The sequence below is a fragment of the Streptomyces sp. NPDC059696 genome, assembly GCF_042733745.1.
Classification (GTDB): Bacteria; Actinomycetota; Actinomycetes; order Streptomycetales; family Streptomycetaceae; genus Streptomyces.
Genome location: NZ_JBHWFG010000005.1, coordinates 269,566 through 293,347, shown reverse-complemented (window position 1 = coordinate 293,347; position 23,782 = coordinate 269,566). Strand labels below are relative to the sequence as shown.

Sequence of the window (23,782 nt, the reverse complement as noted above, 5' to 3'; positions counted from 1 at the left end):
TGCGGCCCTGGCCGCCGTTCCCGTCCCCCGCGCCTACCCGCCCCCCCGCCCCCGGCCCGCCCCGCGGCCCCCCCGGGGCGGCCGGGACGGGCCGGGATCGCGTCGACCGCGAACGGCGTCCCCGGCAGCGTGGGCGAGGCCACCCCGCTCAGCGCCTGCGCCGGGAGCCGCTCCCACGTCCCGGCGACAGCAGGCCTCTCCTACGCGCGCGGCGCCGCCGTGCTCGCCCGTTCCACCAGTCGTGTCGACAACTCCGTCCGTGTGCTCTCCGGGTGGTGGCCGTCCATCAGACGCAGCAGCGACCGCAGGGCCGTCGCGGCCATCTCGGACAGCGGCTGGCGCACGGTGGTCAGGCCGGGGGAGGCCCAGCGCGCCTCGGGCAGGTCGTCGAAGCCGACCACACTGATGTCGTCCGGGACCCTCAACCCCCTTTCGGCCAGGGCCGCGTAGACACCGAGTGCCATCCGGTCCGAGCAGACGAAGACAGCGGTCGGCGGCTCGGACAGGTCGAGGAGCTCCCCCATGCGGCGGTGGGCCACGCTCTCGTCGAAACCGGCGTGCCGCACGTACTCGGGGCGGTGCCGGACCCCGGCCGAGGCGAGGGCCGAGCGGTACCCGGCGACCCGCGCGCTGCTGCACAGCGTCCGCCGGGGGCCGGCGATGACGGCGATCCGCTCGTGGCCCAGGGCCAGCAGGTGTTCCGTGGCCGTCAGGCCGCCCTGCCAGTTCGCAGCCCCCACCGACACCACGCCCTCCGGAGGTTCCTGCACCGGATCGATCATCACGAAGGGGATGCGGTGCTGCTCCAGCCACGCGTACTGCGAGTCGCTGAGTTCGGCCAGGTTGAACAGGACCCCGGAGGAGCCCCGGGCGACGAGTTTGTCGAGCCAGCCGCGCTCCGGGCGGCCGACCCGGGAGCGGACCAGCGCCGCCGACACCACGACCTCCAGGCCCGCGTCGTGCGCCGCCTCCTCCACGCCGTGCAGGACGGCGCCGGACCAGGAGCTCTCCAGCGAGTGCACGACCAGGTCGACCAGCCGGGGCGCCTTCGCCGCGTCGAAGCGGGGTCTGCGCACGTAGCCGAGCCGGTCGAGCGCCTCGGTGACACGGCGGCGGGTCTCGGGTGCGACGTCCTCGCGGCCGTTGACCACCTTCGAAGCGGTCGGCACCGACACTCCCGCCTCGCGCGCCACGACCGCCAGCGTCGGACCGGCCGCCACGTTCGCACTCGCCGTACGGACCATCGGGAACCCACCTCTCCGGCCCGCCCGAGGGCCGTGGAAAGTTTCGACCAGCGCTGCACACGGCGGTCACGGGGTCCGGCCGGGCAGAAAGCGCTTCCTACTCTAGGTGGGGCGCAGGGCGGCGGGAAGGGAAACCGAACGCACCGCCGCCCACCGGCCAAAACTTTCGAAACCGCGAACAGTGCTCTCAGCGAACAGCGCTCTCAGCCGGGCGCGCAGGGCAGCCGGCCGTCACCCGCTGATGCCCGCCGTGAACGCGCGCGACCGCCTCGGGTTCGGCACGCCGACGTGCGCCGGGTAACCCGAACGGCCCTCCCGCCCGCCCGTGCGCCGGAATACCCGGCCAGAATGAGTTGCTCTGATCTTCACGGTGCACGAGCGCGGTGAGGAGGCTGGTGGACGGATGACCACAGACCGGACGGAACCGCAGGCGGACCCCGTGGTGCGCACGCCCTACGGCGCCCTCCGGGGCCGGTGCGAACGGGGCGTCGCGGTCTTCCGCGGCATCCCGTACGCCGCCCCTCCCTTCGGCCCGCGCCGCTTCCGGCCGCCCGTGCCCCTGCCGCCCTGGGACGGTGTCCGTGACGCCGGTGCCTTCGGCCCCACCCCGCCGAAACCGCCCTACTCCGAGGCCTTCGCCCGCTACCTGTCCGACCCGGTCGTGCCCGGCGACGACTGTCTCAACCTCAACGTGTGGACCCCGCAGCCCGACCCCCAGGCCCGCCTGCCCGTCCTGGTCTGGCTGCACGGCGGCGCCCTGACCAGGGGATCCTCGGCCGTACCCGTGTACGACGGGCACGCCTTCGCCCGTGACGGAGTCGTCTGTGTCTCCATCAACTACCGGTTGGGCGTCGAGGGTTACGGACTGTTCCCGGACACACCCCCGAACCCCGGCCTGCGTGACCAGATAGCCGCCCTGGCCTGGGTGCACGAGGCGATAGAGGCCTTCGGCGGCGACCCCGGCCGCATCACCCTCTTCGGCCAGTCCGCCGGGGCCATCAGCATCGGCGCCCTCATCGCCGCCCCGCAGACCCAGGGCCTGGTCCGGCGGGCCGTCCTGCAGAGCGGACCACCGGAGGCGTCCGAGCGGGCCAAGGTGCGGCGGATGGTCCGCCGCATGGCGTCCCGGCTGAAGATCCCCGCCACCGCCGAGGCCTTCGCCGCCGTCGACCGCGACCTGCTGCTGCGCACCCAGGCCGACGTGAGCAGGCTGAGCAGCCCGGTGGTCGGCGGCCCCGCGTTCGGCCTCGTCATCGACGGCGACGTCGTCCCGCGCGACCCCCTGGAGGCCCTCACCGACGGCGGCGCCGCCCCCGGCGTCGAACTGCTGCTGGGCTGGACCCGCGACGAGTACCGGCTGTGGCTGGTGCCGGGCGGACTCCTGGAACGCGTCGACCGCCTCGGTGCCGTCGCCCTCGCCGGAGCCATGGCCCGCTGCCACTGCGGCAGCGACGTCCCGCGCGGCTACCGCACCCTGCACCCCGAGGCCGGTACGGCGGAGACCGTCGGCCAGCTCGTCACCGACCACCTGCTGCGCATCCCCCTGCAGCACCTGGCCGACGCCCGCACGGAACCCTCGTACGTCTACGAGTTCGCCTGGCCCTCCAACCTGCCCGGCCTCGGCGCCTGCCACGCCCTGGAACTCGGCTTCGTCTTCGACACCGGGGACGTCCCCGAGTCGCGCAAACTCGCCGGTGAGGGTGCCCCGCAGGAACTGGCCGACGCGATGCACGGGGCATGGGTCCGCTTCGCCACCGACGGCGACCCCGGCTGGCGGCGCTGGGACGAAACCCACCCGGTGCGCGTCTTCGGCGACCGGGCACCGGGTGCCGAGAACGGTCTGGCCTACACGGCGTACGGCCCCCGCGACCGTGAAATCGCCTTCTGGAAATCCGACGCCGCCACACCCCCGGAGGCCGCACCCGAACCGGTCGCGGCCGACGTCTCACCCACGCGCAGCGCGGAACTCCGCTCGGCGGTACGCCGACTCCGCCGCTCCGGCGCACTGCGCCGGCACTGAGCCACGCCCTGGGAGAAGCCCGCTCACGGCGTCGTGGAGGGTTCCGCCGTCTCCCGGCCCGGCACCTCGGGTCCACGGTCCACCGCGTACGTCTGGCCGCCGCGCCCGATATTGGCCTGGGCACGCCGGTAGGCGCGCCGCCCCGGGGGATCCGCCGCCCGGTTCTGCTCGTCCCGGCGGGCCGTCAGCTCCGCCAGCACACCCCGGGCCTCGTCGACCGGCAGCACCGGCAGGTCCACGGTCCGGGCCTGCCGGGCGGCCGTCTGCACCTCCAGATAGGCGTTGGCGCAACCCGTGGCGTGGGACATGCGCTGCGGCGCGTTCACCGTGGTCATGACGGCACTGATCCCGGCCGACACCAGCGCGAGGATGCCGGCGGCGATGCGCCCCGTCGACTCCACCAGCGCGGTCGTACCGGCCACCGCGGCCAGCAGACTCGTGGGGATGCCCATCATCAGGTGCACGCCCCGCCAGTGCTTCGCCGTCTCGAACTGCGTCTGGGCGCTGTACATCGCGCTCTCCTCGAGCCTGCGCAGCTCGTCCGCGATCGCCGCCCGCCGGGTCTGCGGATCGGCCTGCCCGTCGTCTGCCACCGTGCCCCTCCTCGTCGTCGGCCACCCACGTCACCGGCGGGTGATCTCCTCCCGGAAGAGCCGAAGGGCCCCGGGTACGGCATGGTCGGGTGGGAGGGACGCCGCCGCCGACTCCCACAGACGCAGCGTGACGTTCGAGGAGGCGTGCAGCGACGGCACCAGTTCGGCGGCGGGGACGGAACGCAGCGCCGCGAAGGGCACGGCGGGTTCGTCCGCGACCAGCTCGAAACGCTCGGGTGGCGCGACCAGGTCCAGGGCCCCCGTCAGGCCCTCCTCCCGGCTGCGCAGCGCGATCCAGAAGCGGCGCCGCCGCGACGCCCCGACGTTCAGGACGAGGGGCGCCACGAGGCCGCCGGACGCGGTCGACCACCCTTCCCCGGCAGCGGAGGGGCTCGGGAGGGTCAGCGTCACCCACAGCCGGCCACCCGGTGATTGTTCCGCCCTCACCGCGAACAGGTCGTCCTGCGCGGACTGCTGGTACGTACGGCCGGTCTCCCGGTTCGCCGCGGCGGGCAGCTCGGCGTCCATGCGGACGGACAGGGAGGGCGACCGTCGCTGCGGGCCGGTGGTGCGCAGCCGGGAGGCGACCACCCGGGCCGGGTGCCGCAGGAGGACGTCCCGCGTGGCCAGACGCTCGGCCAGCAGGGCGAGCCGGTCGGCCGTGCGAACGGGGATCCTCTCCGACCGGGCGGCCAGCAGGCCCGTCAGCAGGGTGGCTGCCTCGTGACGCAGCGCCGCCGGGTGCCGCCGCTCCCGCAGTCCGCGTTCCAGGACGGCCAGCGGACCGGCCAGCCGGGTCGCCGCGGGGGTGAACCAGTGCCGCAGTTCGACACCCGGCCGCCCGGCGGGGGCGGCGCCGTCGAGCTGAGCCAGCACCTGGTCCGCGACCGTGTCCAGGGCGTCCCACGGCAGCGTGTGGAAGAGGGCCGGCGGCGGTGCGGTCTCTGCTGCGAGGCGGTGCAGCAGGGCGTGCCTGAGGTCGAGGCTCTCGGCGGCGAGGACACCCAGGGCGTCCGGGTCCGAGGGCGGCGCGTCCCATCGCGTCTCGATCCGCGCGACCAGTTCCGTGCCGCGCGCGCCCGCCCGCAGGGGGTTGCCGTGATCGTCCAGCTCCACGTAGGTGACGCCGCGCACGGGGTGGTGGAGCGCCAGGGCGGGGACGGCCGGACCGTTGCCCCGGTGGGCGGGCACGCTCCTCCTCCGCCACGCCGGATCCCGGAACACGGGGAGCATGCGCGCGTCGGTCCGTTCGGCTCCGTCGTTCACGGGCCCGGTGATCCGCTGGGGTCCGGACGCGTGGGCGCCGGAGCCGGTGGCGCCCAGTCGGGCGACCCAGCGGGCGAGGGGCCGGTGCGCGGCGGGTGTGGAACCGCGGCCGTCGGTGTCGCCGTTCATGCGGGACTCCCCAGCAGTGTCCTCAGCAGGCGTTCCACGCCGAGCCCCAGGGTGCGCGCCACGGCTGTCTGCCGGTCCGCCGTGACGCCGCCCAGGCTTTCGTGGTGCAGGGCCAGCAACTGCGCCCAGGCCGGGTCGCCCCGCTCGCGGACCCGGTCCGCCAAGTCGTCGGGGAACTCCTTCGTCCAGGACCGCAGTTCGTCGGTGTCCACCGGGCCGTCGGCTTCCCAGCGCACCAGGAACTTCACCGCCCGCAGCGCGAGTGCGGCCTGGACCCGCGGATCGGGGGACTGGGCGACCGGGGCGAGAACCCGCGCGGTCCCCCTCAGATGGGACAGGCCGCGTTCGCCCGGGTCCAGGACGAGGTGCCGCTCGAAGTCGTAGAGGACGCTGTTCACCGTGAAGTCCCGTTGCAGGCTGTCGGAAACGAGGTCGGTGCCGGTGGCCGGGAAGGCGAAGCCGCCCACGCCAAGCCCCCGGTACTCCAGCAGCGGGATCTGTTCGTCTTCGCCGAGGACGGTGCACACGAGGGTGTCGGGGCTCACGGGAGTCCTCAGCTCGTACGTCTCGCCGTCCTCCTCCAGCGTACGGCGGGCCAGTTCCGCGAAGCGTCCCGCCGGGGCGGTGCCCGTCAGGTCCAGGTCCCGGACCGTGTCCCGGCCGCGACGGGACAGCAGTTCGCGGGGCGCCCCGCCGCACAGCCAGAGCTCGTGTCCGGCGCCCCGCACCCTCCGGGCGAGCCGCGGGAGCACACGCGACCAGGGGGCGTCGGCCAGCAGGTCGCCCACGGCCGCCGGGAGGCACCGGTGTTGCCGGGCGGCGGGCACCACGCAGTGCTCCGCCAGCCTGTCGTGAGGGAGCCGCTCGTCGCCGGGGCCCGGAGGGCGGAGCGCGGGAACGGGGCGGGGCGGGGGCGAGGCAAGACCGCCGTCGCCCTCCGTCAGCAGCCGGTCGTGCGGGGCTCCGGCCGGTGTCCCCTCCTGCGGCGGCACATAGGCGAACCCCACCACACGGTCACCCCCCACCACATCGTCCGCCATGACCGGTCCGTCCGGGGCGCGGACCTCCTCGGTCCGTGTCGCGGGGAGGTACGGCGGGCAGTCCCGCCCGCAGTCGCAGCCCGCGTCCGGTGTGCCGTCCGCCATGGCGGCGCCCTCCACGTCGTCCGTGGTGGTCATGGCGCGATCCTCCCCACCCATAGGGCCTTTCCGCCCGCACCCGTTTTCAGGTGCAGTCGCTGTTCCCATTCCGGCTCGTAGACGGAACCGTTGTACGTGTCGCTGTCGAAGGTGCCGCTGTCGTCCACCGGAATGTCGAGCAGGGCGATGTCCGCGAGTTGTGCGGCGGTGCAGGTGATGTCCCGCGCGGGTTCGTCGACGCAGCGGTGGGCGGCGAGTCCGGGGAAGACGATGCCGTTGTCGGTCCGGCCGGGGTGGCTGCCGAGCAGCCGTACCAGCTCGCGGCGGCCTTCGGAGGTCCGCAGCGCCGCCCGCGTCTCGTCGTCGCACGGGTCGCACAACGCCCGCAGGCGGGCGACGTCGTCGTCCTCGGCCGCGTCCCTGATGCGCTGCGCCAGCGCCCGCAGGTGAGCCGGCACCGGTTCGCCGCGGTCGCCGGTCTTGGCCACCCGGGCCCGCCCGGGCTGTGCCGCGGTGGGAGGCGCGCCCGCCCCCGCGGCCTCCACCGGGGTGAAGACGAACGCCGACACCCCGGAGCCGAGGTCGTGCCGCGCACCGCGCCCGTCGGTGAACACCAGGTCACCGAGGAGGGGGAAGGCGTACTCGTCCGGCTTCTGCGGCGCGGGCCGCTCGGGCACCAGCAGCCGTGCGGCACGCCCCTGACGGCCGTAGCCGACCGCCAGCATGCCCGAGCCGATGAAGCGCCACCGGCCGTCGCGCAGGTAGTACGACACGAAGCGCGCGGGAGGCACGGCCTGGCACCCCGACTGCGGTCCGAACGTCACCGTGAGGCCCCGGCCCGCCCACGCCAGTCCGCTCACGAGGACCCGGTCCTCCAGCAGGGCGTCGGTCATCGCCGCGTCGGTCGGCCGGTCCGGCTCCTGGCGGCCCTTCACACCGTACGCCGCGAGCCGCACGGACCCGACGTTCCAGCAGGCCCCGCCGGAGTCCGCCGACGCCCAGGCGATGCGCCGCCCGTCGGGGGACTGCTCGCCCTGCGCGAACGACGTGGGCGCACCGGCCGGAAGGAACGGCCGGACCTTCCCCGACCGGTCGGCGGCCACCATCTCGAACTGGCCGCGCCCCGCCTTCTCCTCCGGCAGGGAATTGGCGATCGTCACCGCGTCCCGGCCACCGGCGGCGATCGTGGCGTAGTCGGTGAGCGGCACGCTGAGCGGCGCCCGCCGGACCTTCCCGTCTGCGGCGAAGAACAGGAGCGCGTCGCCGTCGGCGGTCAGCGTCGCGGCCTCGTCGCCCAGGAAGCCGACTCCGTGGCAGGGGCAGGGCGTCGACCGCAGACGGCTGGTGGCGACGTCCAGGCGGTGGATCCTGCGTCCGTCGGATGCGTCGCCCTCCTCGTCGATCCAGGCCAGCGTGGAGCCGTCGGGGGACCACCGGACGTCGTCGGGCTCGGCCTTGAGCCGCGCCCCGCGCCAGGTGCGGCCGGTGGCGTCCGCCAGGACGATCTCGCCCGCTGCGGGCCGGACGAAGGCGAGGACAGGAGCGCCGTGGCCCCGCGCATCACCGTTCCCGGCGTCGTCCCCGCCCCCCGGCGCGTCACAGCCCGCGCCCACCAGTGTCGCCCCCACCACCAGGGCCGCCGCCCATCTCACCGCCGTGCGGAGCCGGTTCACCCGGACACTCCCTCGCACAGGTCGATGAACGGCACCGACGCGTCCACGTTCTTCTTCCACTCCTCGCGTGACAGACCGCCGCCTGCCCAGTCGCACATCCGCTCCTTCGGCGAGCCCTCGGTCATCCGCCAGAGGTTGACCGCGCCCGGCTGCTTGTGTTCGCGCCGGGGCGGCAGCGTGGCCCCGGCGAGATAGGCGCCGTTCAGGGACCACAGCACCTCGACCACGTCGTCGCCGTTGGGATCGCGCAGGGGTGGCATCGTCTGCTGTCCGGTCCTGAGGTTGTGGACCAGCACCTGACTGCCCATCGCCGTCGCCACCAGCCGTCCGTCCGGTGAGAGCGCGATGTCGCCGGCGAGTTCACCTGCGGGCAGGCGCAGGGGCGAGCGCACGGGGGTGAGCTTCCTGCCGTCCAGCAGCCTGATGGTGCGGTCGGCCCAGGAGAGGGCGGCGATCCGCGCCCCGTCGTCCGAGACCGACAGCCTTACGACCTGGGGCGCGGCGACGGTACGCAGCCGCTTCCGCGTCACCAGGTCGACCTGGACGAGCCGGGTCTTCTTCCCCTCGCCCTCGGTGAAGACGCCCGTCCGGCCGTGGATCGCCATGGCCGTGGTGCCGGGGGCGAGGTGAAGGGTGCCCAGGCGCTGCCAGCTGCCGGTCGACCAGATGCCCACGTCTCCGCTGACCTGCCGGGCCACCATCAACCGGGCCTCGGGAACGAAGGTGACCTGGGCGACGATGCGTTCCTCCAGCTTCCGCCCGCGGTCCTGCTCCGGGGACATGAGGATCTCCTGGAGGTAGGTACCGTCCCGCTTCCACAACGTCACCGCGCCTAGGCCACGGCTCTGGCCGACGGCGGCCACGTACTTGTCCGACAGCGCGAGGGAGTTGATGTACGCCGCCGGGGCGGGATAGTCGACCACGGGCTCGTAGGAGGACCCGGCGGCACCGGAGATCTCGGACGCGGAGTCCAGGTCGATGGTGTAGGCGCCTTGCGAGCTGTTGGTCGCGAAGTCGGTCAGGAGCAGCGTGTTCCCCGGGCCGAAGGCCATGCCCGTGGAGGGCTTCGCCGGGGGCAGTGCCCGCTGCACCGGTGCGTCGGCGAGGACGGTGACCCGGTTCTCGCCCACCGCCACGACGGTTCCGTCGTCGGCCCGCACGGCGGCGACGGACCGCCCCCCGCTCGGTGTGGCCAACTGCTCGGCGGGCGTGCCGAGGACGGGCCGTACGTCGATCACCGCCGTGCCGTCCGCACCGGCCACGACGACGTCGTCGCCGTCCAGTTCCAGGCCCGCGGGCCGCCGGGACACCCCGGCCAGACGGTCCGTGATCAGGCTGCTGCGCGTCCGGTCCCAGGCCATCACCCCCTTGTCCACGGCCAGGACCACCATGTCCTGGCTCGCTCGGACCAGGGAGGCGGTGCCGGGGACCCGGTCGGCCTTGAGGACGTGCGACACCTTCTCCGTCCGCAGGTCCACCGTGACCACGTCGTTGGTGGTCAGGAGCAGGACGGCCTGGTCGCCGCCGTCGGGATCCGCGTGACCGGTGACGAGGTCCGCGCTGATCGCGGTCCGGTTCGGCCGCAGCAGGTCGCGGATCTTCTTGCCCGCGATGTCGCGGAGCCTCAGGCAGCTGGTCACCGTGCGGCTGACCGGGTCGGTGACGGCCACGGCGCCGTCGTCCCAGACGGTGGTGAGGGCGGAGCCGTTGGCCGTGAAGTCCATCCCGATGATCTCGCTGTAGGCCCCCGTGCAGGAGGGTGCCTGCACGGTCCCCAGCGCCTCGGGCCTGGGGCCGGACGCGTCGAACAGCCTGACGTCCCTGCCGTCATGGGCGGCGAGGACACCCGACTCGTCGCCGCGGACGAGCCCGGCCGCCCTGCCCTCCACTTCGGCGAGTTTGCGCCCCGACCGGGTGTCCCAGACCCGGATCGCGTCGTCGCCGCCCGAGGTGTAGGCCCGGTGACCGGCGGCGTCGACGGCCAGGGCGTCGACGAAGGTCTCGTCGCCCACCCAGGTGCCCACGGTGTTGCGATTGGCCTCCAGGACTTCCTGGATGGCGTCCGCGGCCTCCTTGTTCCCGGGGTCGATCTCGTACCCGGCCAGGGCCAGGAGCCCCGCCCTGCGCGGTTCGCTGCCGCTGAGACGGACGGCCTGCGCGGCGAGTCCGGCCGCCTGCGCCTTGCGGTTGATCCGGTCGTTCTCCCCGGCCTCCAGGCCCCAGGCGGCGAGGGAGACGACGAGAGCGGTCACGAGTACACCGGCCACCAGCCGGGATATCGCGCGGGTGTCGAGCCGGCGAGCCACCTTGGCGGCCTCGTCCACGGTGACCACCGGGACGACGGTGGCCGGGCTGTGCACGGCACGGGCCTTCATCGCGTCCCGCTGGGGGACGACGACCCGGTCACCGGACTTCAGCACACTGAGTTTGCTGTCGTAGCCGCCCACGGACTCGATGACGCGGGGATTCGCGGCGGACACCGCGCCGACGACGGCCGTACGGGGGTTCGCCCGGCTCAGCCGCAGAGGCCCGAGCACGCTGCCCCGGGTCCTGCCCAGCTCTGTGAGAAGAACGGCGAAGGCAGCACCGAAGGAGGAGTCACTCACGTGGCCGACAGGGCCGTCCTCGTCCCGCAGCGACCAGAGCACGGCGCCCTTCAGCTTCTCCGGCCGCGCGGTCCGCCAGGCGTCGTCGAGGGAGCCCCGGAACCTGTCGTCGCCGAGGAAGGCCGACATGGACCGTGGATCGGGCAGCAGCCCCGTGGGCAGTCCGCGCACCAGGTCCACCTGGAGCTGGAAGCGCGCGCCCCGGTCGCCGCGGTCGGCCAGCACCGTCAGGCGGGACCCGTCGAGGGCCTTGGGCAGGCTGCCGTCGAGGGCGAGCAGGACGAGGGACAGGTGTGCGCGGACCGCGCCGGGAATCCCGTCGGCGGCGAGCAGCCGGGTGATCCGCTCACCGCGCGGTGCCCCGGCCGGCGGGGTCCACGCCGCCGTGCTCGGTGACGCCGCCTCATCGTCGACCATGGACGCGGCGCCGCTGCGCAGCAGCCAGGACATTCCGGTCCGCAGGTGTCCTTCGGCGGCGTCGGCGTCCCCGGTCAGGGCCAGTCCGAGGGCGGCGTAGGCGCGTAACGCGCGGGCCGGTGCCGACTCGCGTTCCACCAGGGGCGGGTCCACGGGTTCCGGTAACCGCGTGTAGAAGTGGGCTTCCTCCAGTACGTCGTGCAACGGCGTATGGCCGGCCATGGCGAGCCGCAACGCCTCCGTGTCACCCTCGGCGACACAGTGTGAAAGGAAGCGCAGCGGCTGGCCCTCGCGGATCAGCCGACGGTACAGATCCGCTTCGCTGGTCCCGCGCGGCAGGCGGTGCAACAGCTCTCGGACCGCGGAGGGGAGCAGGCGTTCTTCGGCCACTTCTGCCTTCCATGGCTGCACGATCAGTGGGGGGTCATCTTGGCATCGGGAGCGGCGAAAAGGGGCCGGAACGACCGGAATTGAAAGACAGTCGGTTTTTCGGTCATGCACGTTCGATCACATACGAACCAACAGGAACAGAAATGACCTCTTGTGTCGCAGCGACTGCGAAGGTCTGCCATCCTTTCCCGGCGCGTACGCCCGCTCACGAGCTGAAGGAGCGCAGTGGCTGCCACGCCTCCCCGCCGGGGATTCCGGCGCCTTCTCTGCCTGCTCTGCGTCGCGTTCCTGCTCGCCTCCTGCCAGAGCGGGCCGGACGACGACCGGCCCGGGCCCGACGTGGCCGCCGCGCGCTGGCGTCAGATCCCGCTGCCCGAACTGCCCCCCGCGTTCTTCGGGGTGACGGCCCGCTCGCTCGTGGCGTCGAAGGACGGGTTCCTTCTCGCTGTCAGCCCAGGAGGCGGTGGAGCGGAGCTCTACCGTTCCGAGGACGGCATCTCCTGGCGGTCGTCCCGGCCCTCCGCCGAGCAGATGAAGGCGGACGTCCTCGCCGCGCACGACGGTGACGTGATCGCCGCGGGCCGGCTGTTCCGGGACGGCGAGGAACTGCCGGCGACCATGCCGTACCGCGGTGAGGGCCGGTGGGGGAAGGCGGAGCCGCTGCCCGAGGGGGAAGCGTCGAACGTCGTCCTGGCGGCGGCCCGCGGACCGCGCGGAGCGGTCGTGGTGAGCCACACCGGTGGCCCCTTCGACACCGTGACCGACCAGAAGAGGGGCCGCAGCCTGCGCGTCTGGACCTCCAAGGGCTCGGCCTCCTTCCGGGCGCCGTACGACGTCTCCTGCCCCCAGTGGCCCGACCAGGAGCCGGAGGTGGGCGCCCTCGCGGGCGAAGAGGACTTCACGGTGTGGGCGAAGTGCGCGGACGCCTTCGGCACGTCGGCCTCCTTCACCCTGAAGAGCTCCGACGGTGAGACCTGGCGCAGGACCTCGGAACCTCCCGCACCCCTGGCTGCGCGCGCGGGCACTTCCCGCCCCTCGGCCGGGGCCCGGGTCGGCCAGGTCCTCGCGGTGCCGCACGGCTATGCCGCCCTGGGTTCGACCGAGACGCCCGCCCGGCTCACGGGCGCCCTGTGGTCCTCCGCGGACGGGCGGCGCTGGACCGAGGCGACGAGCGGCAAGGACGGGTTCCGGCAGTCGGTACGGGTGGACGCGGCCGCCGAGTACGACGGCACCCTCCTCGCATTCGGCACCGACCCGGAACCCGACGGGCACCCGCCCGCCCGCACCCGGGTGTGGATCGGCACCCCGCCCGGTCACGCCCCGAAGCGCATCCCCACCAAGGGAGAAGGGCTGCGGGCCGTCACCGGCACCTGGAGCTGGGCGCAGGGCACCCTGAAGGTCACGGAGCAGGGCGAGTTCACCTACCGCTACCGGGTGCTGCGCGACTGTGCCACCGACGCCCCGCCCTGCGACGACGTGACCACCTCCACCTGGGGCGGGCTCGTCACCGGCACAGTCAAGGAGGGCCCCCGCGGCACTCTGCGCGGAACTGTGCGCTCCGCCAACGCGACCGATCGCGGCCACGCCCCCGGCGACCGCGTCACCCTCACCCGCGAGCCCTACAGCGCCGTCGGCCTCACCATCGGCGACTCGGTGGTGGGCGTCTTCTGCCACCCGGGCTCGTACGACGAGCGCTGCCAGGACGTGCACGGCTGAGGACGGGATGCCCGCGAGGGGCGGCGTGCCCGTGAGGGGCGGCGTGCCCGCGAGGGGCACGGTGACCGCGAGGCGGGAGTGACAGCGAGGCGGGGTGCACGCGAGGGCGGCGTGACCGTGCGGCGGCATGCACGCGCGGGCGCCGTGCCCGCGAGGCGGCGTCACCGCGAGGGGCGCCGTGCCCGCGCGGCCTGCGTCACCGCGAGGGTCGGGGTGACGTCGGCCGGCCGTGTCCTACGCCGCCCCCAGCGCCTGCGTGATGCCCGTGATGCCGTCCGGGCCCACCCGGCAGCAGCCGCCGATCAGCCGGGCTCCCGCCTGCTGCCAGCCCTTCACCTGGCCGGTGGTGAACGTGGCACGACCGGTCCAGGCACGCGCCTCGGCGTCCCAGGTCTCGCCGCTGTTGGGGTAGACGACGACCGGCTTGCCGGTGACCCGTGCCGCCGTCGCCGCCGCGGCGTCCACGTCCTGCGGCGCGCAGCAGTTCACGCCGACGGCGATCACCTCCTCCGCCTCGGCGGCCAGGGCGAAGGCCTCCTCCAGCGGCTGTCCGGCACGGGTGCGGCCCCCGGCGACGGAGTACGTCAACCACGCCGGCACTCCGAGCCCGCGCACCGCCCGCAGCAGGGCCCTGGCCTCGTCGGCGTCCGGGACCGTCTCCAGTGCGAGGACATCGGGCCGGGCCGCGGCCAGTACCTCCAGGCGCGGCCGGTGGAAACGCTCCAGCTCGTCCACGCTCAGCCCGTAACGCCCCCGGTACTCCGAACCGTCCGCCAGCATCGCCCCGTAGGGACCCGCCGAGGCGGCCACCCACAGGGGACGCGAGGCACGCGCCCGCCGGGCCGCCACCCGGGCCAGCTCCACGCTCAGGGCCATGAGTTCGGCAGCCCGGTCCCGGCCGATCCCGCGCGCCGCGAACCCCTCGAACGTGGCCTGGTAGCTGGACGTGATCGCCACGTCCGCCCCGGCCCGGAAGTAGGCGAGATGCGCCTCGGTCACCGCCTCCGGCTGTTCGGCGAGCAGCCGCGCCGACCACAGCTCGTCACTCAGGTCGTGACCGGCCGACTCGAGCTGGTTGGACATGCCGCCGTCGAGGACGACCGTCCCGGCGGCGAGGGCTTCTGCGAGGGGGAGGGTGCTGGTCATGCCGAAACGGTAGTCGACGTTCCGCGGCAGGTCCCAGCCGTGTGTGTCCATCAAATGAACAGGTGGACCAGCATGTGGGATCGCGGTTTACGATCAGGACCCTCCCCCTCCGCTTGTACAGGAACCCTCATGACCGTCCCCAGCCCCACCGAGGCCGCCGAACCCGCCGACCGGGCCACCACCGCAACCGCCCCGGCCTCCGCTCCCCGCCGCACCTTCGGCCTCGCCGCCGCCACGGCCCTCGTCATGGGCAACATCATCGGCGGCGGCATCTTCGCCCTGCCCGCCACCGTCGCCCCGTACGGCACGGTCAGCCTGCTCGCGTTCCTCGTGCTCTCGGTCGGGGCGGTCCTGCTCGCGCTGCTCTTCGGCAGGCTGGCGCGGCGCAGCCCCGTCACGGGCGGTCTGTACGTCTACCCCCGGGACGCCTTCGGCGAGTTCGCCGGGTTCCTGTCGGCCTGGTCGTACTGGACGATGTGCTGGGTCAGCATCGCCGCCCTGGCCGTCGCGGTCGTCGGCTACGTCGACGTCCTCATCCCCCTGCACGGCAACCACGCCCTCCAGGCCGCCGTCGCCCTGGCCGCCCTGTGGCTGCCGGCCGCGGCGAACTTCGCGGGCACACGCTGGGTCGGCGCGGTGCAGGTCGTCTCCACCGTGCTGAAGTTCGTACCGCTGCTCCTGCTCGCCACCGTCGGTCTGTTCTTCGTCGACGCGGACAACTTCGGCCCGTTCAACGCCTCCGGCCAGAGCGTCTCCGGTGCGCTGGCCGCCTCCGCCGCGCTGCTGCTCTACAGCTTCCTCGGGGTCGAGTCGGCCGCGGTCAGCGCGGGCGAGGTCCGTGACCCCGAGCGCACGGTCGGCCGGGCGAGCGTCCTCGGCACGCTGGCCTCCGCCCTCGTCTACGTCCTCGGCACGATCGCCGTCTTCGGCCTGGTCCCGCACGACCGGCTCGTCGACTCGGGCGCGCCGTTCGCCGACGCCGTCAACGCCGTCACCGGCAGTGCGTGGGGCGGCACGGCCATCGCCCTGGTCGCCGTCGCCTCGATCACCGGCTGTCTCAACGGCTGGATCCTCATGGCCGCGCAGATGCCGTACGCCGCAGCCCGCGACGGTCTCTTCCCGGCGCCCTTCGCGCGCCTCGGCAAGGGCGGCGTCCCGGGCTTCGGGGTGTGGGCCTGCGCGGTCCTCGGCAGCGTCCTCATCGCCCTCAACTACACGGCGGGACCGGACACCACCTTCCGCGTCCTCGTCCTGATCACCACCTTCACCGGCTGTGTGCCCTACCTGCTGTCGGCGGCGGCCCAGCTGTACTGGCTGGCCGGCGGCACCCGCGAGCGGATCCGCCCGGCCGGTCTCGCCCGTGACCTGACCGTCGCCGTCCTCTCCTTCGGCTTCTCGTTCTGGCTCATCGCCGGCGCCGGATACGCGGCCGTCTACCAGGGCGTGCTGTTCCTCTTCGCGGGGATCCCCGTGTACGTGTGGCTGCGGGGACGCAAGGACAGGGCCGTGGCGGAGGCATAGCATCGGGGGATGCCCGAGGTCGCCGCACCGCATGCCGAAGTACGTGAGGTCCTGGGAGTCCCGGCGGACCGGGCGGTGTTCGAGCCGCTCGCGTACAACCCGTCGAACGGCGCCACGGCCGGCGTGTGGCGGGTCATCGGCGGCGGCCGCTCGGCCGTCCTGAAGGTGCTGACGCGGACGAAGGAGACCGGCGTCGCCTGGTCGGCGTCCAACGACCCGCGTCACCGGAACTTCTGGCGCCGTGAGGCCTACGTCTACCGGACGGGGCTCGCCGGGGTGTGGCAGCGGCACGGCCTCCGGGCTCCCCGCCTGCTGGAGCACGTCGAACGCCCGGACGGCGACGTGGCGTTGTGGCTGGAGGACGTGCCGGGCGAACCGGCCACCGTCTGGCCCCTCACCGGCCACGTCGACCACGCCCACCGCCTGGGCCTCGCGCAGGGCGCGGTCGGCGCGGGGGAGGACGCCCCCTGGCTGTCCCGGTCCTTCCCGCGGGACGACACCTGTGGGAACACGACCGGTGAGGAACCGCTCGACGACGACGGAGCGTGGCAACACCCCCTGGTGCGGCGGCACTTCCCGCCGGGACTGCGCGAGGACCTCGACCGTCTCCACCTGGACCGCGCGTGGTTCCTCACGGTCATGGAGGCGCTGCCCCGCGCCCTGTGCCACCTCGACCACAGGCCCGCGAACGTCGTCTCCGGCGGACCCGGCGCCAGCGTCCTGCTCGACTGGGCTCACACCGGCGACGGCGCCCTCGGCGAGGACCTCGGCAGCTACCTCCCGGACAGCGTCTTCGGCCTGTTCGTCCCGGCCGCCGACCTGCCGGGCCTGGCCAAGGCCGCCTACGACGCCTACGTGCAAGGGCTGCGACGGAGCGGCTGGCGGGGCGACGAACGCCTCGTCAGGCTGGGGGTGTGCGCGTCCGCGGTGAAGTACGGCCGGCTCACGGCCCTGATGCCGGCGCGGGCGCACGAGCAGCCGGTGGCCTACGCCGGTGAGGGCACGGTCACCGCCGAACTCCGGTCCCGGGAAAGGAGCCTGGCCCTGGCGTTCCTGGCCGAGTGGGCGGCCGAGGCGCGGACGCTGGCTCCCCTGCTCGGCTTTCCCGAAGCCCCCAGCGGCCGTTGAACCGCCGAACGGAACGAGAGGTCATGGCCCGAGTCGCCGAGCTGTCGTACTACCCCGTCAAGGGCTGCGCCGGGACGTCGATACGCGAGGCGCTGCTGACGCCGGCCGGGCCGGCGCACGACCGCAGCTTCATGGTCGTCAGCGAGGAGGGCGTGTACCGGACGCAGCGCCGGAACCCGCTGCCGGCCGTCATACGCCCCCGCATCCGCTGCGCGGTCACCCTCGTCGACCAGCACACTGGCACCCGAGCGGGCCCGGAACCCCTGCGCACCCTTGCCACCTACCGCCGCGCCCGCCAGGGCGGCATCGCCTTCGGCACGAAGTACGCCGTCCTCCGACCCGGCACGGTGGCAGTGGGGGACGAGGTCGAGGTGGTGGAGTGGCGCGAGTCCGAACTGTGAGCCCGGAGCCCGCCCCGGCCGCCCGGCGCCGCCCGGGCGGATGGTCCGCACGGCGAACACCGGACCGAGGGGTTTGACCAACTGCTCGAAGCCACCGCCGTGAGAGACATCTGATCATCTCGAAGCTGGAGAAGAAGGACATGTCCCTCTGGATGGAGAACACGGATGTCCGGACTTGAGGTGATCATTCGAATCCTCGGACACTGATGCTCTGCCAGGAGTGAGGAAGTGCACATGAGTTATGCCGAGCAGGAATGGGCCATGGCCCGCGCGTCGCTCGAGTACCAGCAGCACATCGATCTGGGTAGGGAGATCGCCTTCGGAGCTCCACGGGAGGTCGGAGAGGTCGGAGCCCCGTACGGCCCCTGCTACCCCGACCTGACGCACGGCACGGTGGAGCCCGCCCTCGCCCCCGCTCCTGAGAGCGAACCCGATCCTGAGCCGTCGAGCCTCCTGGACGACCAAGAGGAGGCGTACGAGTACCTCATCAGGACCCTCTCGGACGATCAGCGGGCCGCCCTGCGGGTGCTCTCCCTGGAGAGCCCCGCCAACGCACTTGATCAGTTGCTGGACAGGCTCTGGGACGAGTGAAGCGCGCAGGGCGCGTCTGAGCTCCACGCGTTGAAGGGCCACGTCGTGCAGGGATAGCAGGACTTCCCTGATCAGGCCGCGGTGCGCCGACTGCTTCCGGCGGAAGGCGTGGCCCTTCCACCCCACCCGCGGCTCTGCGGTGCTCACCTCGGTGAGGCCGGCCCTTCAGAAGCGGTGAACGACTCGGCCCGTCAGACCCGTTGACCTCCTCGTGGCACACCCTTACCTTTTCGGCGTTCGTAATGCCAGATGACGTTCGAGATGTCGGACGAGTGGTGTGTTCCCCCCCACCCCATGAGAGGCAGGCCGCATGAGCCGCGACCCTGTTCTGCCCGAGTCCCCCCGCCGCAGGCTGCTGCTGAAGGGTGCCGCGACCGCTGGCGCCCTGGCCGCCGTCCCCGCCCTCCCCGGCGTCGCCCAGGCGGCACCCCCGGCGGAAACCGCCTCCGCGACACCCGGCGGGCGGCCGAAGCTCGCCCCCTTCGTCAACCCGCTGGTCCGCAACCGCGCCGACCCGCACATCAACCGTCACACGGACGGCTTCTACTACTTCACCGCCACCGCCCCCGAGTACGACCGCATCATCCTGCGCCGCTCCCGCACCCTGAACGGCCTCGGCACGGCCGACGAGTCCGTCATCTGGCGCGCCCACGCCACCGGCCCCATGGGTGCCCACATCTGGGCGCCGGAGATGCACCGCATCGGCGGCAAGTGGTACATCTACTTCGCCTCCGCACCCGCCGAGGACGTCTGGGCGATCCGCATATGGGTGCTGGAGAACGCCCACCCCAACCCCTTCCGCGGCGCCTGGGTGGAGAGGGGCCAGATCAAGACGGCGTGGGAGACCTTCTCCCTGGACGCCACCACCTTCAGCCACCGCGGCAAGCGCTACCTCGCCTGGGCCCAGCACGAGCCGGGCCTGGACAACAACACCGGCATCTTCCTGTCCGAGATGGCGAACCCGTGGACCCTCAAGGGCCCGCAAGTGCGGCTCTCCACCCCGGAGTACGACTGGGAGTGCATCGGCTTCAAGGTCAACGAGGGCCCGTACGTCCTCCAGCGCAACGGCCGCCTCTTCATGACGTACTCGGCCAGCGCCACCGACTTCAACTACTGCATGGGCCTGCTCACCGCCGACGCCGACAGCCATCTCCTGGACCCCGTGAGCTGGACCAAATCGCCCACCCCGGTCTTCACCAGCAACGACACGACCAAGCAGTACGGCCCCGGCCACAACTGCTTCACCGTCGCCGAGGACGGCCGCACCGACGTCCTCGTCTACCACGCCCGCCAGTACAAGCACATCAACGGCGACCCGCTAAACGACCCCAACCGCCACACCCGTGTCCAGAGGCTCGGCTGGAAACCCGACGGCACCCCCGACTTCGGCATCCCGGTCGCCGACTCGGCAACGGCGGGTGACTGACATGAGACGGGCCCACGCCGCCCTCCTCGCCCTGTGCCTCGCACTGTTCGGCGCCCTCGCCACCGCCGGAACCGCCCAGGCCGCCCCCCAGACCGTCGCCAACGGCACCCAGTTCACCGACACCTCGGGCAACCCCGTCCACGCGCACGGCGGCGGAGTCCTCAAAGTGGGCTCCTTCTACTACTGGTTCGGCGAGCACCGCAACGCCGACAACACCTTCCGCTACGTCGACGCCTACCGCTCGACCGACCTGAAGAACTGGGAGTTCCGCAACCACGTCCTCACCCAGGCCAGTGACCCGGAGCTCGCGACCGCCAACATCGAGCGGCCGAAGGTGATGTACAACGCCGCCACCGGCACGTTCGTGATGTGGATGCACAAGGAGAACGGCACCGACTACAGCGAGGCCCGCGCGGCCGTCGCCGTCTCCGACACCGTCGACGGCGCCTACACCTGGAAGGGCAGTTTCCGTCCGCTCGGCCGGCACATGTCCCGCGACATCACGGTCTTCGCCGACACCGACGGCGCCGGATACATGATCTCCGCCGCCCGCGAGAACTACGACCTCCAGATCTACCGCCTCACCGCCGACTACACCGGCGTCGCGAGCCTCGTCGCCAACCCGTGGCCCGGAGGACACCGCGAGGCCCCGGCCCTGTTCAAGCGGGGCGGCGTGTACTTCATGCTGACCTCGGGCGCCACCGGCTGGAACCCCAACCAGCAGCAGTACGCGACGGCCACCAGCATCGCCGGACCCTGGTCGGCGATGAAGAACGCCGGCGACGCGACGGCATACGGCTCGCAGACGGCCTTCGTGCTGCCCGTGCAGGGCACCTCCGGCACCTCCTACCTGTATCTGGGCGACCGCTGGGGCAACTCCTTCGGCGGCACCGTCAACGACTCGCGGTACGTGTGGCTGCCCCTGACCTTCCCCACCTCGACGACCCTGTCGATGTCCTGGTCGCCGGAGATCACGATCGACACGGCAGCGGGAACCGTCACCGGCACCGCCGCCACGTACCACACGCTCATCGCCCGCCACTCCTCCAAGTGCGCGGACGTCACCAGCCAGTCGCTCTGGCCCGGGGCCCAGATCAAGCAGTACGACTGCAACGGAGGTGCCAACCAGAAGTACTGGTTCAAGCCGGTCGGCGGCGGTTACCACCAGCTGATGGTCAGGAACAGCAGCCTGTGCGTGCAGGAGAACGCGAGCACGGTCACCCAGGAGACCTGCGCCTCCTCCGAGACGGGCCAGCAGTGGTCGCTGACCACCACCGGCTCCTACGTGACCGTGAAGTCCCGTGCGAGCGGCGAGTGCCTCGACGTGAACGGGGCGTCCACCGCCGACGGCGCCGCACTCATCACGTACACGTGCAACGGTGGCTCCAACCAGCAGTGGACACGCGGCACCTGACCGAGCTGCGGGAACGCCGCGCACCTTCCCATCAGTCTAGAAAGCGCTTGCCGAAGGCTGTACGGTCCCCCTCCAGGTCGTGTCGCATGCCGGGAGGAGCCTGGAGTGAGACGTTTCAGCATCGCCGTCGCCGCGGCGGTGGCCCTGGGAACCGCGTTGTCGTCCGCACCCGCCCACGCGGGAGGACGGCACGCGGACCCGGGGCCAGGCCACTGCACCGCCGGCGCCTGCCACTTCGACGTCCCGCCGGGCACCTACGACGTCCGGGTCACGCTCGGCGGCGAGACGGCGTCCAGCACCGGCGTCAGCGGAGAGACCCGCCGTGCCCTGCTCCCGGAGACGGCCGTACCGGCCGGCGCGCGGATCACCCGCGGCTTCACGGTGAACGTCCGCAGCCCCGAGGGCGAGCCCACCGGCCCCGAGGGAACCCCCGGCCTCGACCTGCGGATCGGCGGCTCCGCCCCGGCCCTCGCCGACATCAGGGTCACCCCGGCCCGGCACACCCGCCAGATCCTCCTGATCGGCGACTCCACCGTCTGCGACCAGCCCGGCGACCCGTACTCCGGCTGGGGCCAGCAGCTGCCCCGGTACCTGCGCAAGGGCCTGTCCGTCGCCAACTACGCCGATTCGGGGGAGAGTACGGTCTCGTATCTGGGGAACCCGAGGCTGTGGGCCACCGTACGGCCCCTGATCCGCCCCGGCGACCTGGTCCTGGTCCAGCTCGCCCACAACGACAAGACCACGGACGAGGCCACCTACCGGGCCAACCTGGAGACCCTGGTGGACGGCGTCCGGGAGCGGGGCGGACAGCCGGTCCTTGTCACTCCCGTCGTGCGGCGCTGGTTCAACACCGACGGCACACTGAACAACGGAACCGCGCTCCTGGTCAACGGCCTCGGTGTCGACCACCCGGCCGTCATCCGCGCGGTCGCCGCCGCCCGGCGCGTCCCGCTGATCGACCTCACGGCGAAGACCAAGGCGCTCGTCGAATCCCTCGGCGTCGCAGGCTCCACAGCGCTCTACCTCACCGACGAGGCGCGGGACAACACGCACACCTCCGTGCGTGGGGCGACCGCCTACGCGGGCCTCGTCCGCGATGAACTCGTCACCCGGCGTCTGGTGCCCGAGGGCATGCTCCGGGTGGGATGAGAGCCCCTGGGGCGCCCCGACCGGAACCGGGGCGCCCCAGGTCCGACCCGTATCCACCGGCCCGCGCACGAGAGACACACGAAAGACACCCGATGCAGCTGCCTCCCGCCGACCGCACGACCTCCCCGATCACCGGCTACACCCGCGCCCACTGGGAGGCGGCGGCCGACTCCCTGCTCACCGCCGTCGCGCCGTACGCCACCGAGAACCAGGCGCTCTACCACCTGCCCGGGGAACGGGCCGGCTGGTCGGGCCGCCTCTCCGACGGCCTGGAGGGCTACGCACGCACCCTGCTGCTCGCCGCCTTCCGCCGCGACGGGAAGGCCCTGGAACGCTACGCGGCCGGCCTCGCCGCCGGTGTCTCGGGCGTCTGGCCCCGCATCGAGGACCGCCACCAGTCCCTGGTGGAGGCGGCGTCCATCGCCCTGGCCCTGCGGCTCACCCGCGACCTGCTCTGGGACCGCCTGGACGAGGGCGTACGCCAGCGGACGGCCGCCTGGCTCACCGACGCCCTCACGGCCGAACCCTGGCCCTGCAACTGGGAGTTGTTCCCGGTCACCGTGGGCGGCTTCCTCGCCGAGATCGGCCACGAGCCGGACGCCTCCCGCGCGGCGATCGACCGGGGGCTGGAACGCATCGAGCAGTGGTACGCCGGCGACGGCTGGTACACCGACGGCGACGGCCGCAAGTACGACTACTACAACGGCTGGGCGATGCATCTCTACCCGGTGCTGCACGCCTGGCTGGAGGGCGACGAGCGTCTGCTGGCCCGGTACGGCGACCGCCTCCACCGTCACCTCGGCGACTACGCCCGTCTGTTCGGCGGCGACGGCGCCCCCCTGCACCAGGGCCGCTCGCTGACGTACCGCTTCGCCACGACGGCCCCGCTGTGGCTCGGCGCGCTGACCGGCCGTACGCCCCTGCCCCCCGGCGAGACCCGGCGCCTGGCCTCGGGCGCGCTGAAGTACTTCCTGGACCGGGGCGCGGTGGACGACCGGGGCCTGCTCTCCCTCGGCTGGCACGGCTACGACGAGTCCGTCCTACAGGGCTACTCCGGCCCGGCCTCCCCGTACTGGGCGAGCAAGGGCTTCCTCGGCCTGCTCCTGCCGCCCGACCACGAGGTCTGGACGGCACCGGAGGAACCCGCCCCCTCCGAACGCGCGGACTTCGTCACCCCCGTCGGACCGCCCAACTGGCTGCTCCAGTCGACCCGTTCCGACGGTGTGGTCCGTCTCCACAACCACGGCAGCGAGGACGTGCGCTACGACCCGTACTACACGCGGCTGGCGTACTCCACCGTGACGACACCCGTGCCCGCGTACGACAACAGCGTCCTCGTCGGCGGCGACCCGAGCCGCACCGGCATCGAACCGCTCGGGGTGGGCGAGGGCTGGGCGGCCTCCCGGCACGACGCGGGCGCAGGAGCGCGGGTGACGAGTGCGGTGCTGGCGCGGGGGGCGGCGGAAGTGCGGGCGTACCTGGTCGCGGGGACGGAACCGGGCACGGAGGTCCGCGTGACCGGCTGGGCCGCGCCGGACGGCCCCCGGGCGGAACTGCTGCCCGCGGTCGGTCTCGACGACGACCTGACCGGCGTCACCGCGGGGGACTCCACCCTGTTCGTGGCCCTGGCCAGGCTCACCGCCGAGGCGGATCCGGTTCCGCTGACGGACACGGTCTCGGTGACCGTGTCCGGGGAGGGGGAGCTGCGGGTGCGCTGGAGCGAGGGTCCCGAGGTGCGGGTCCGGCTGGACGCGTCGGGCGTGCACGTCGACTGAGGTGCGCGCCGCGAGCCGCGCGCCGCGAATCGCGAGCC

General features: G+C 73.1%; 17 protein-coding genes. 10 read left to right on the top strand and 7 right to left on the bottom strand.

Annotation, left to right across the window (positions count from 1 at the left end):
- Nucleotides 1–200 precede the first annotated feature (200 nt).
- Nucleotides 201–1,244, bottom strand: a complete 1,044-nt coding sequence (locus ACFV20_RS08045) for a LacI family DNA-binding transcriptional regulator (RefSeq protein ID WP_385653735.1) — start codon at nt 1,242–1,244, stop codon at nt 201–203.
- A gap of 403 nt (nt 1,245–1,647) precedes the next feature.
- Between ACFV20_RS08045 and ACFV20_RS08040 the strand changes: the two genes are divergently transcribed.
- Nucleotides 1,648–3,264: a carboxylesterase/lipase family protein gene (locus tag ACFV20_RS08040; RefSeq protein ID WP_385653734.1), complete on the top strand. Its 1,617-nt coding sequence runs from the start codon at nt 1,648–1,650 to the stop codon at nt 3,262–3,264.
- Nucleotides 3,265–3,287: 23 nt separating this feature from the next.
- On the opposite strand, the gene ACFV20_RS08035 is transcribed toward ACFV20_RS08040, so the two are convergent.
- Genes ACFV20_RS08035 through ACFV20_RS08015 form a run of 5 tightly spaced genes read right to left on the bottom strand, consistent with a single transcriptional unit; the run spans nt 3,288 to nt 11,477 of the window.
- A complete protein-coding gene (locus ACFV20_RS08035; protein ID WP_385653732.1) occupies nt 3,288–3,857 on the bottom strand; it encodes an SLATT domain-containing protein in 570 nt (189 codons plus the stop codon).
- A gap of 30 nt (nt 3,858–3,887) precedes the next feature.
- Complete coding sequence (locus tag ACFV20_RS08030; RefSeq protein WP_385653730.1) at nt 3,888–5,252, bottom strand: hypothetical protein; 1,365 nt, start codon at nt 5,250–5,252, stop codon at nt 3,888–3,890.
- Nucleotides 5,249–6,430 carry a hypothetical protein gene (locus ACFV20_RS08025; RefSeq protein ID WP_385653728.1) on the bottom strand — a complete coding sequence of 394 codons (1,182 nt, stop codon included), beginning with the start codon at nt 6,428–6,430 and terminating at the stop codon, nt 5,249–5,251. Before ACFV20_RS08025 ends, ACFV20_RS08030 begins: the two co-directional genes overlap by 4 nt.
- Nucleotides 6,427–8,064: a TolB family protein gene (locus tag ACFV20_RS08020; protein ID WP_385653727.1), complete on the bottom strand. Its 1,638-nt coding sequence runs from the start codon at nt 8,062–8,064 to the stop codon at nt 6,427–6,429. The genes ACFV20_RS08025 and ACFV20_RS08020 overlap by 4 nt, the downstream gene beginning before the upstream one ends.
- Nucleotides 8,061–11,477 (bottom strand): hypothetical protein, encoded by a 3,417-nt coding sequence (locus tag ACFV20_RS08015; RefSeq protein WP_385653725.1) that lies wholly within the window; start codon nt 11,475–11,477, stop codon nt 8,061–8,063. The genes ACFV20_RS08020 and ACFV20_RS08015 overlap by 4 nt, the downstream gene beginning before the upstream one ends.
- Nucleotides 11,478–11,702: 225 nt before the next feature.
- On the opposite strand from ACFV20_RS08015, the gene ACFV20_RS08010 reads away from it, so the two are divergent.
- A complete protein-coding gene (locus ACFV20_RS08010; protein ID WP_385653723.1) occupies nt 11,703–13,193 on the top strand; it encodes a hypothetical protein in 1,491 nt (496 codons plus the stop codon).
- A 234-nt stretch (nt 13,194–13,427) separates the two neighbouring features.
- Here the strand turns inward: ACFV20_RS08010 and mmuM are convergent, their stop codons facing one another.
- The gene (gene mmuM, locus ACFV20_RS08005) at nt 13,428–14,339 is read right to left on the bottom strand and encodes a homocysteine S-methyltransferase (protein WP_385653721.1); all 912 of its coding nucleotides are present in this window, start codon (nt 14,337–14,339) and stop codon (nt 13,428–13,430) included.
- Between the two features lie 129 nt (nt 14,340–14,468).
- Here mmuM and ACFV20_RS08000 point away from each other — a divergent pair, with 129 nt between their 5' ends.
- The 8 genes from ACFV20_RS08000 (at nt 14,469) to ACFV20_RS07965 (ending at nt 23,744) form a co-directional block, all read left to right on the top strand.
- On the top strand, nt 14,469–15,860 hold the full coding sequence (locus ACFV20_RS08000; protein ID WP_385653719.1) for an amino acid permease: 1,392 nt from the start codon (nt 14,469–14,471) through the stop codon (nt 15,858–15,860).
- Nucleotides 15,861–15,869: 9 nt separating this feature from the next.
- Nucleotides 15,870–16,988: an aminoglycoside phosphotransferase gene (locus ACFV20_RS07995; RefSeq protein ID WP_385653716.1), complete on the top strand. Its 1,119-nt coding sequence runs from the start codon at nt 15,870–15,872 to the stop codon at nt 16,986–16,988.
- Between the two features lie 23 nt (nt 16,989–17,011).
- Complete coding sequence (locus ACFV20_RS07990; protein WP_385653715.1) at nt 17,012–17,389, top strand: MOSC N-terminal beta barrel domain-containing protein; 378 nt, start codon at nt 17,012–17,014, stop codon at nt 17,387–17,389.
- Nucleotides 17,390–17,623: 234 nt separating this feature from the next.
- Entirely contained in the window at nt 17,624–17,980 is a 357-nt protein-coding gene (locus ACFV20_RS07985; RefSeq protein ID WP_385653712.1) for a hypothetical protein, read from the top strand.
- A 310-nt stretch (nt 17,981–18,290) separates the two neighbouring features.
- Entirely contained in the window at nt 18,291–19,406 is a 1,116-nt protein-coding gene (locus ACFV20_RS07980) for a family 43 glycosylhydrolase (RefSeq protein ID WP_385653710.1), read from the top strand.
- A gap of 1 nt (nt 19,407) precedes the next feature.
- On the top strand, nt 19,408–20,820 hold the full coding sequence (locus ACFV20_RS07975; RefSeq protein ID WP_385653708.1) for an RICIN domain-containing protein: 1,413 nt from the start codon (nt 19,408–19,410) through the stop codon (nt 20,818–20,820).
- 105 nt (nt 20,821–20,925) lie between these two features.
- Nucleotides 20,926–21,969, top strand: a complete 1,044-nt coding sequence (locus ACFV20_RS07970) for a rhamnogalacturonan acetylesterase (protein WP_385653705.1) — start codon at nt 20,926–20,928, stop codon at nt 21,967–21,969.
- Between the two features lie 92 nt (nt 21,970–22,061).
- On the top strand, nt 22,062–23,744 hold the full coding sequence (locus ACFV20_RS07965; protein ID WP_385653703.1) for a DUF2264 domain-containing protein: 1,683 nt from the start codon (nt 22,062–22,064) through the stop codon (nt 23,742–23,744).
- Nucleotides 23,745–23,782 lie beyond the last annotated feature (38 nt).

Coding starts and splice junctions, on each gene's coding strand:
- ACFV20_RS08045 (WP_385653735.1), bottom strand. CDS start 1,244: ATGGTCCGTACGGCGAGTGCGAACGTGGCGGCCGGTCCGACGCTGGCG.
- ACFV20_RS08040 (WP_385653734.1), top strand. CDS start 1,648: ATGACCACAGACCGGACGGAACCGCAGGCGGACCCCGTGGTGCGCACG.
- ACFV20_RS08030 (WP_385653730.1), bottom strand. CDS start 5,252: ATGAACGGCGACACCGACGGCCGCGGTTCCACACCCGCCGCGCACCGG.
- ACFV20_RS08025 (WP_385653728.1), bottom strand. CDS start 6,430: ATGACCACCACGGACGACGTGGAGGGCGCCGCCATGGCGGACGGCACA.
- mmuM (WP_385653721.1), bottom strand. CDS start 14,339: ATGACCAGCACCCTCCCCCTCGCAGAAGCCCTCGCCGCCGGGACGGTC.
- ACFV20_RS08000 (WP_385653719.1), top strand. CDS start 14,469: ATGACCGTCCCCAGCCCCACCGAGGCCGCCGAACCCGCCGACCGGGCC.
- ACFV20_RS07995 (WP_385653716.1), top strand. CDS start 15,870: ATGCCCGAGGTCGCCGCACCGCATGCCGAAGTACGTGAGGTCCTGGGA.
- ACFV20_RS07990 (WP_385653715.1), top strand. CDS start 17,012: ATGGCCCGAGTCGCCGAGCTGTCGTACTACCCCGTCAAGGGCTGCGCC.
- ACFV20_RS07985 (WP_385653712.1), top strand. CDS start 17,624: ATGAGTTATGCCGAGCAGGAATGGGCCATGGCCCGCGCGTCGCTCGAG.
- ACFV20_RS07980 (WP_385653710.1), top strand. CDS start 18,291: ATGAGCCGCGACCCTGTTCTGCCCGAGTCCCCCCGCCGCAGGCTGCTG.
- ACFV20_RS07975 (WP_385653708.1), top strand. CDS start 19,408: ATGAGACGGGCCCACGCCGCCCTCCTCGCCCTGTGCCTCGCACTGTTC.
- ACFV20_RS07965 (WP_385653703.1), top strand. CDS start 22,062: ATGCAGCTGCCTCCCGCCGACCGCACGACCTCCCCGATCACCGGCTAC.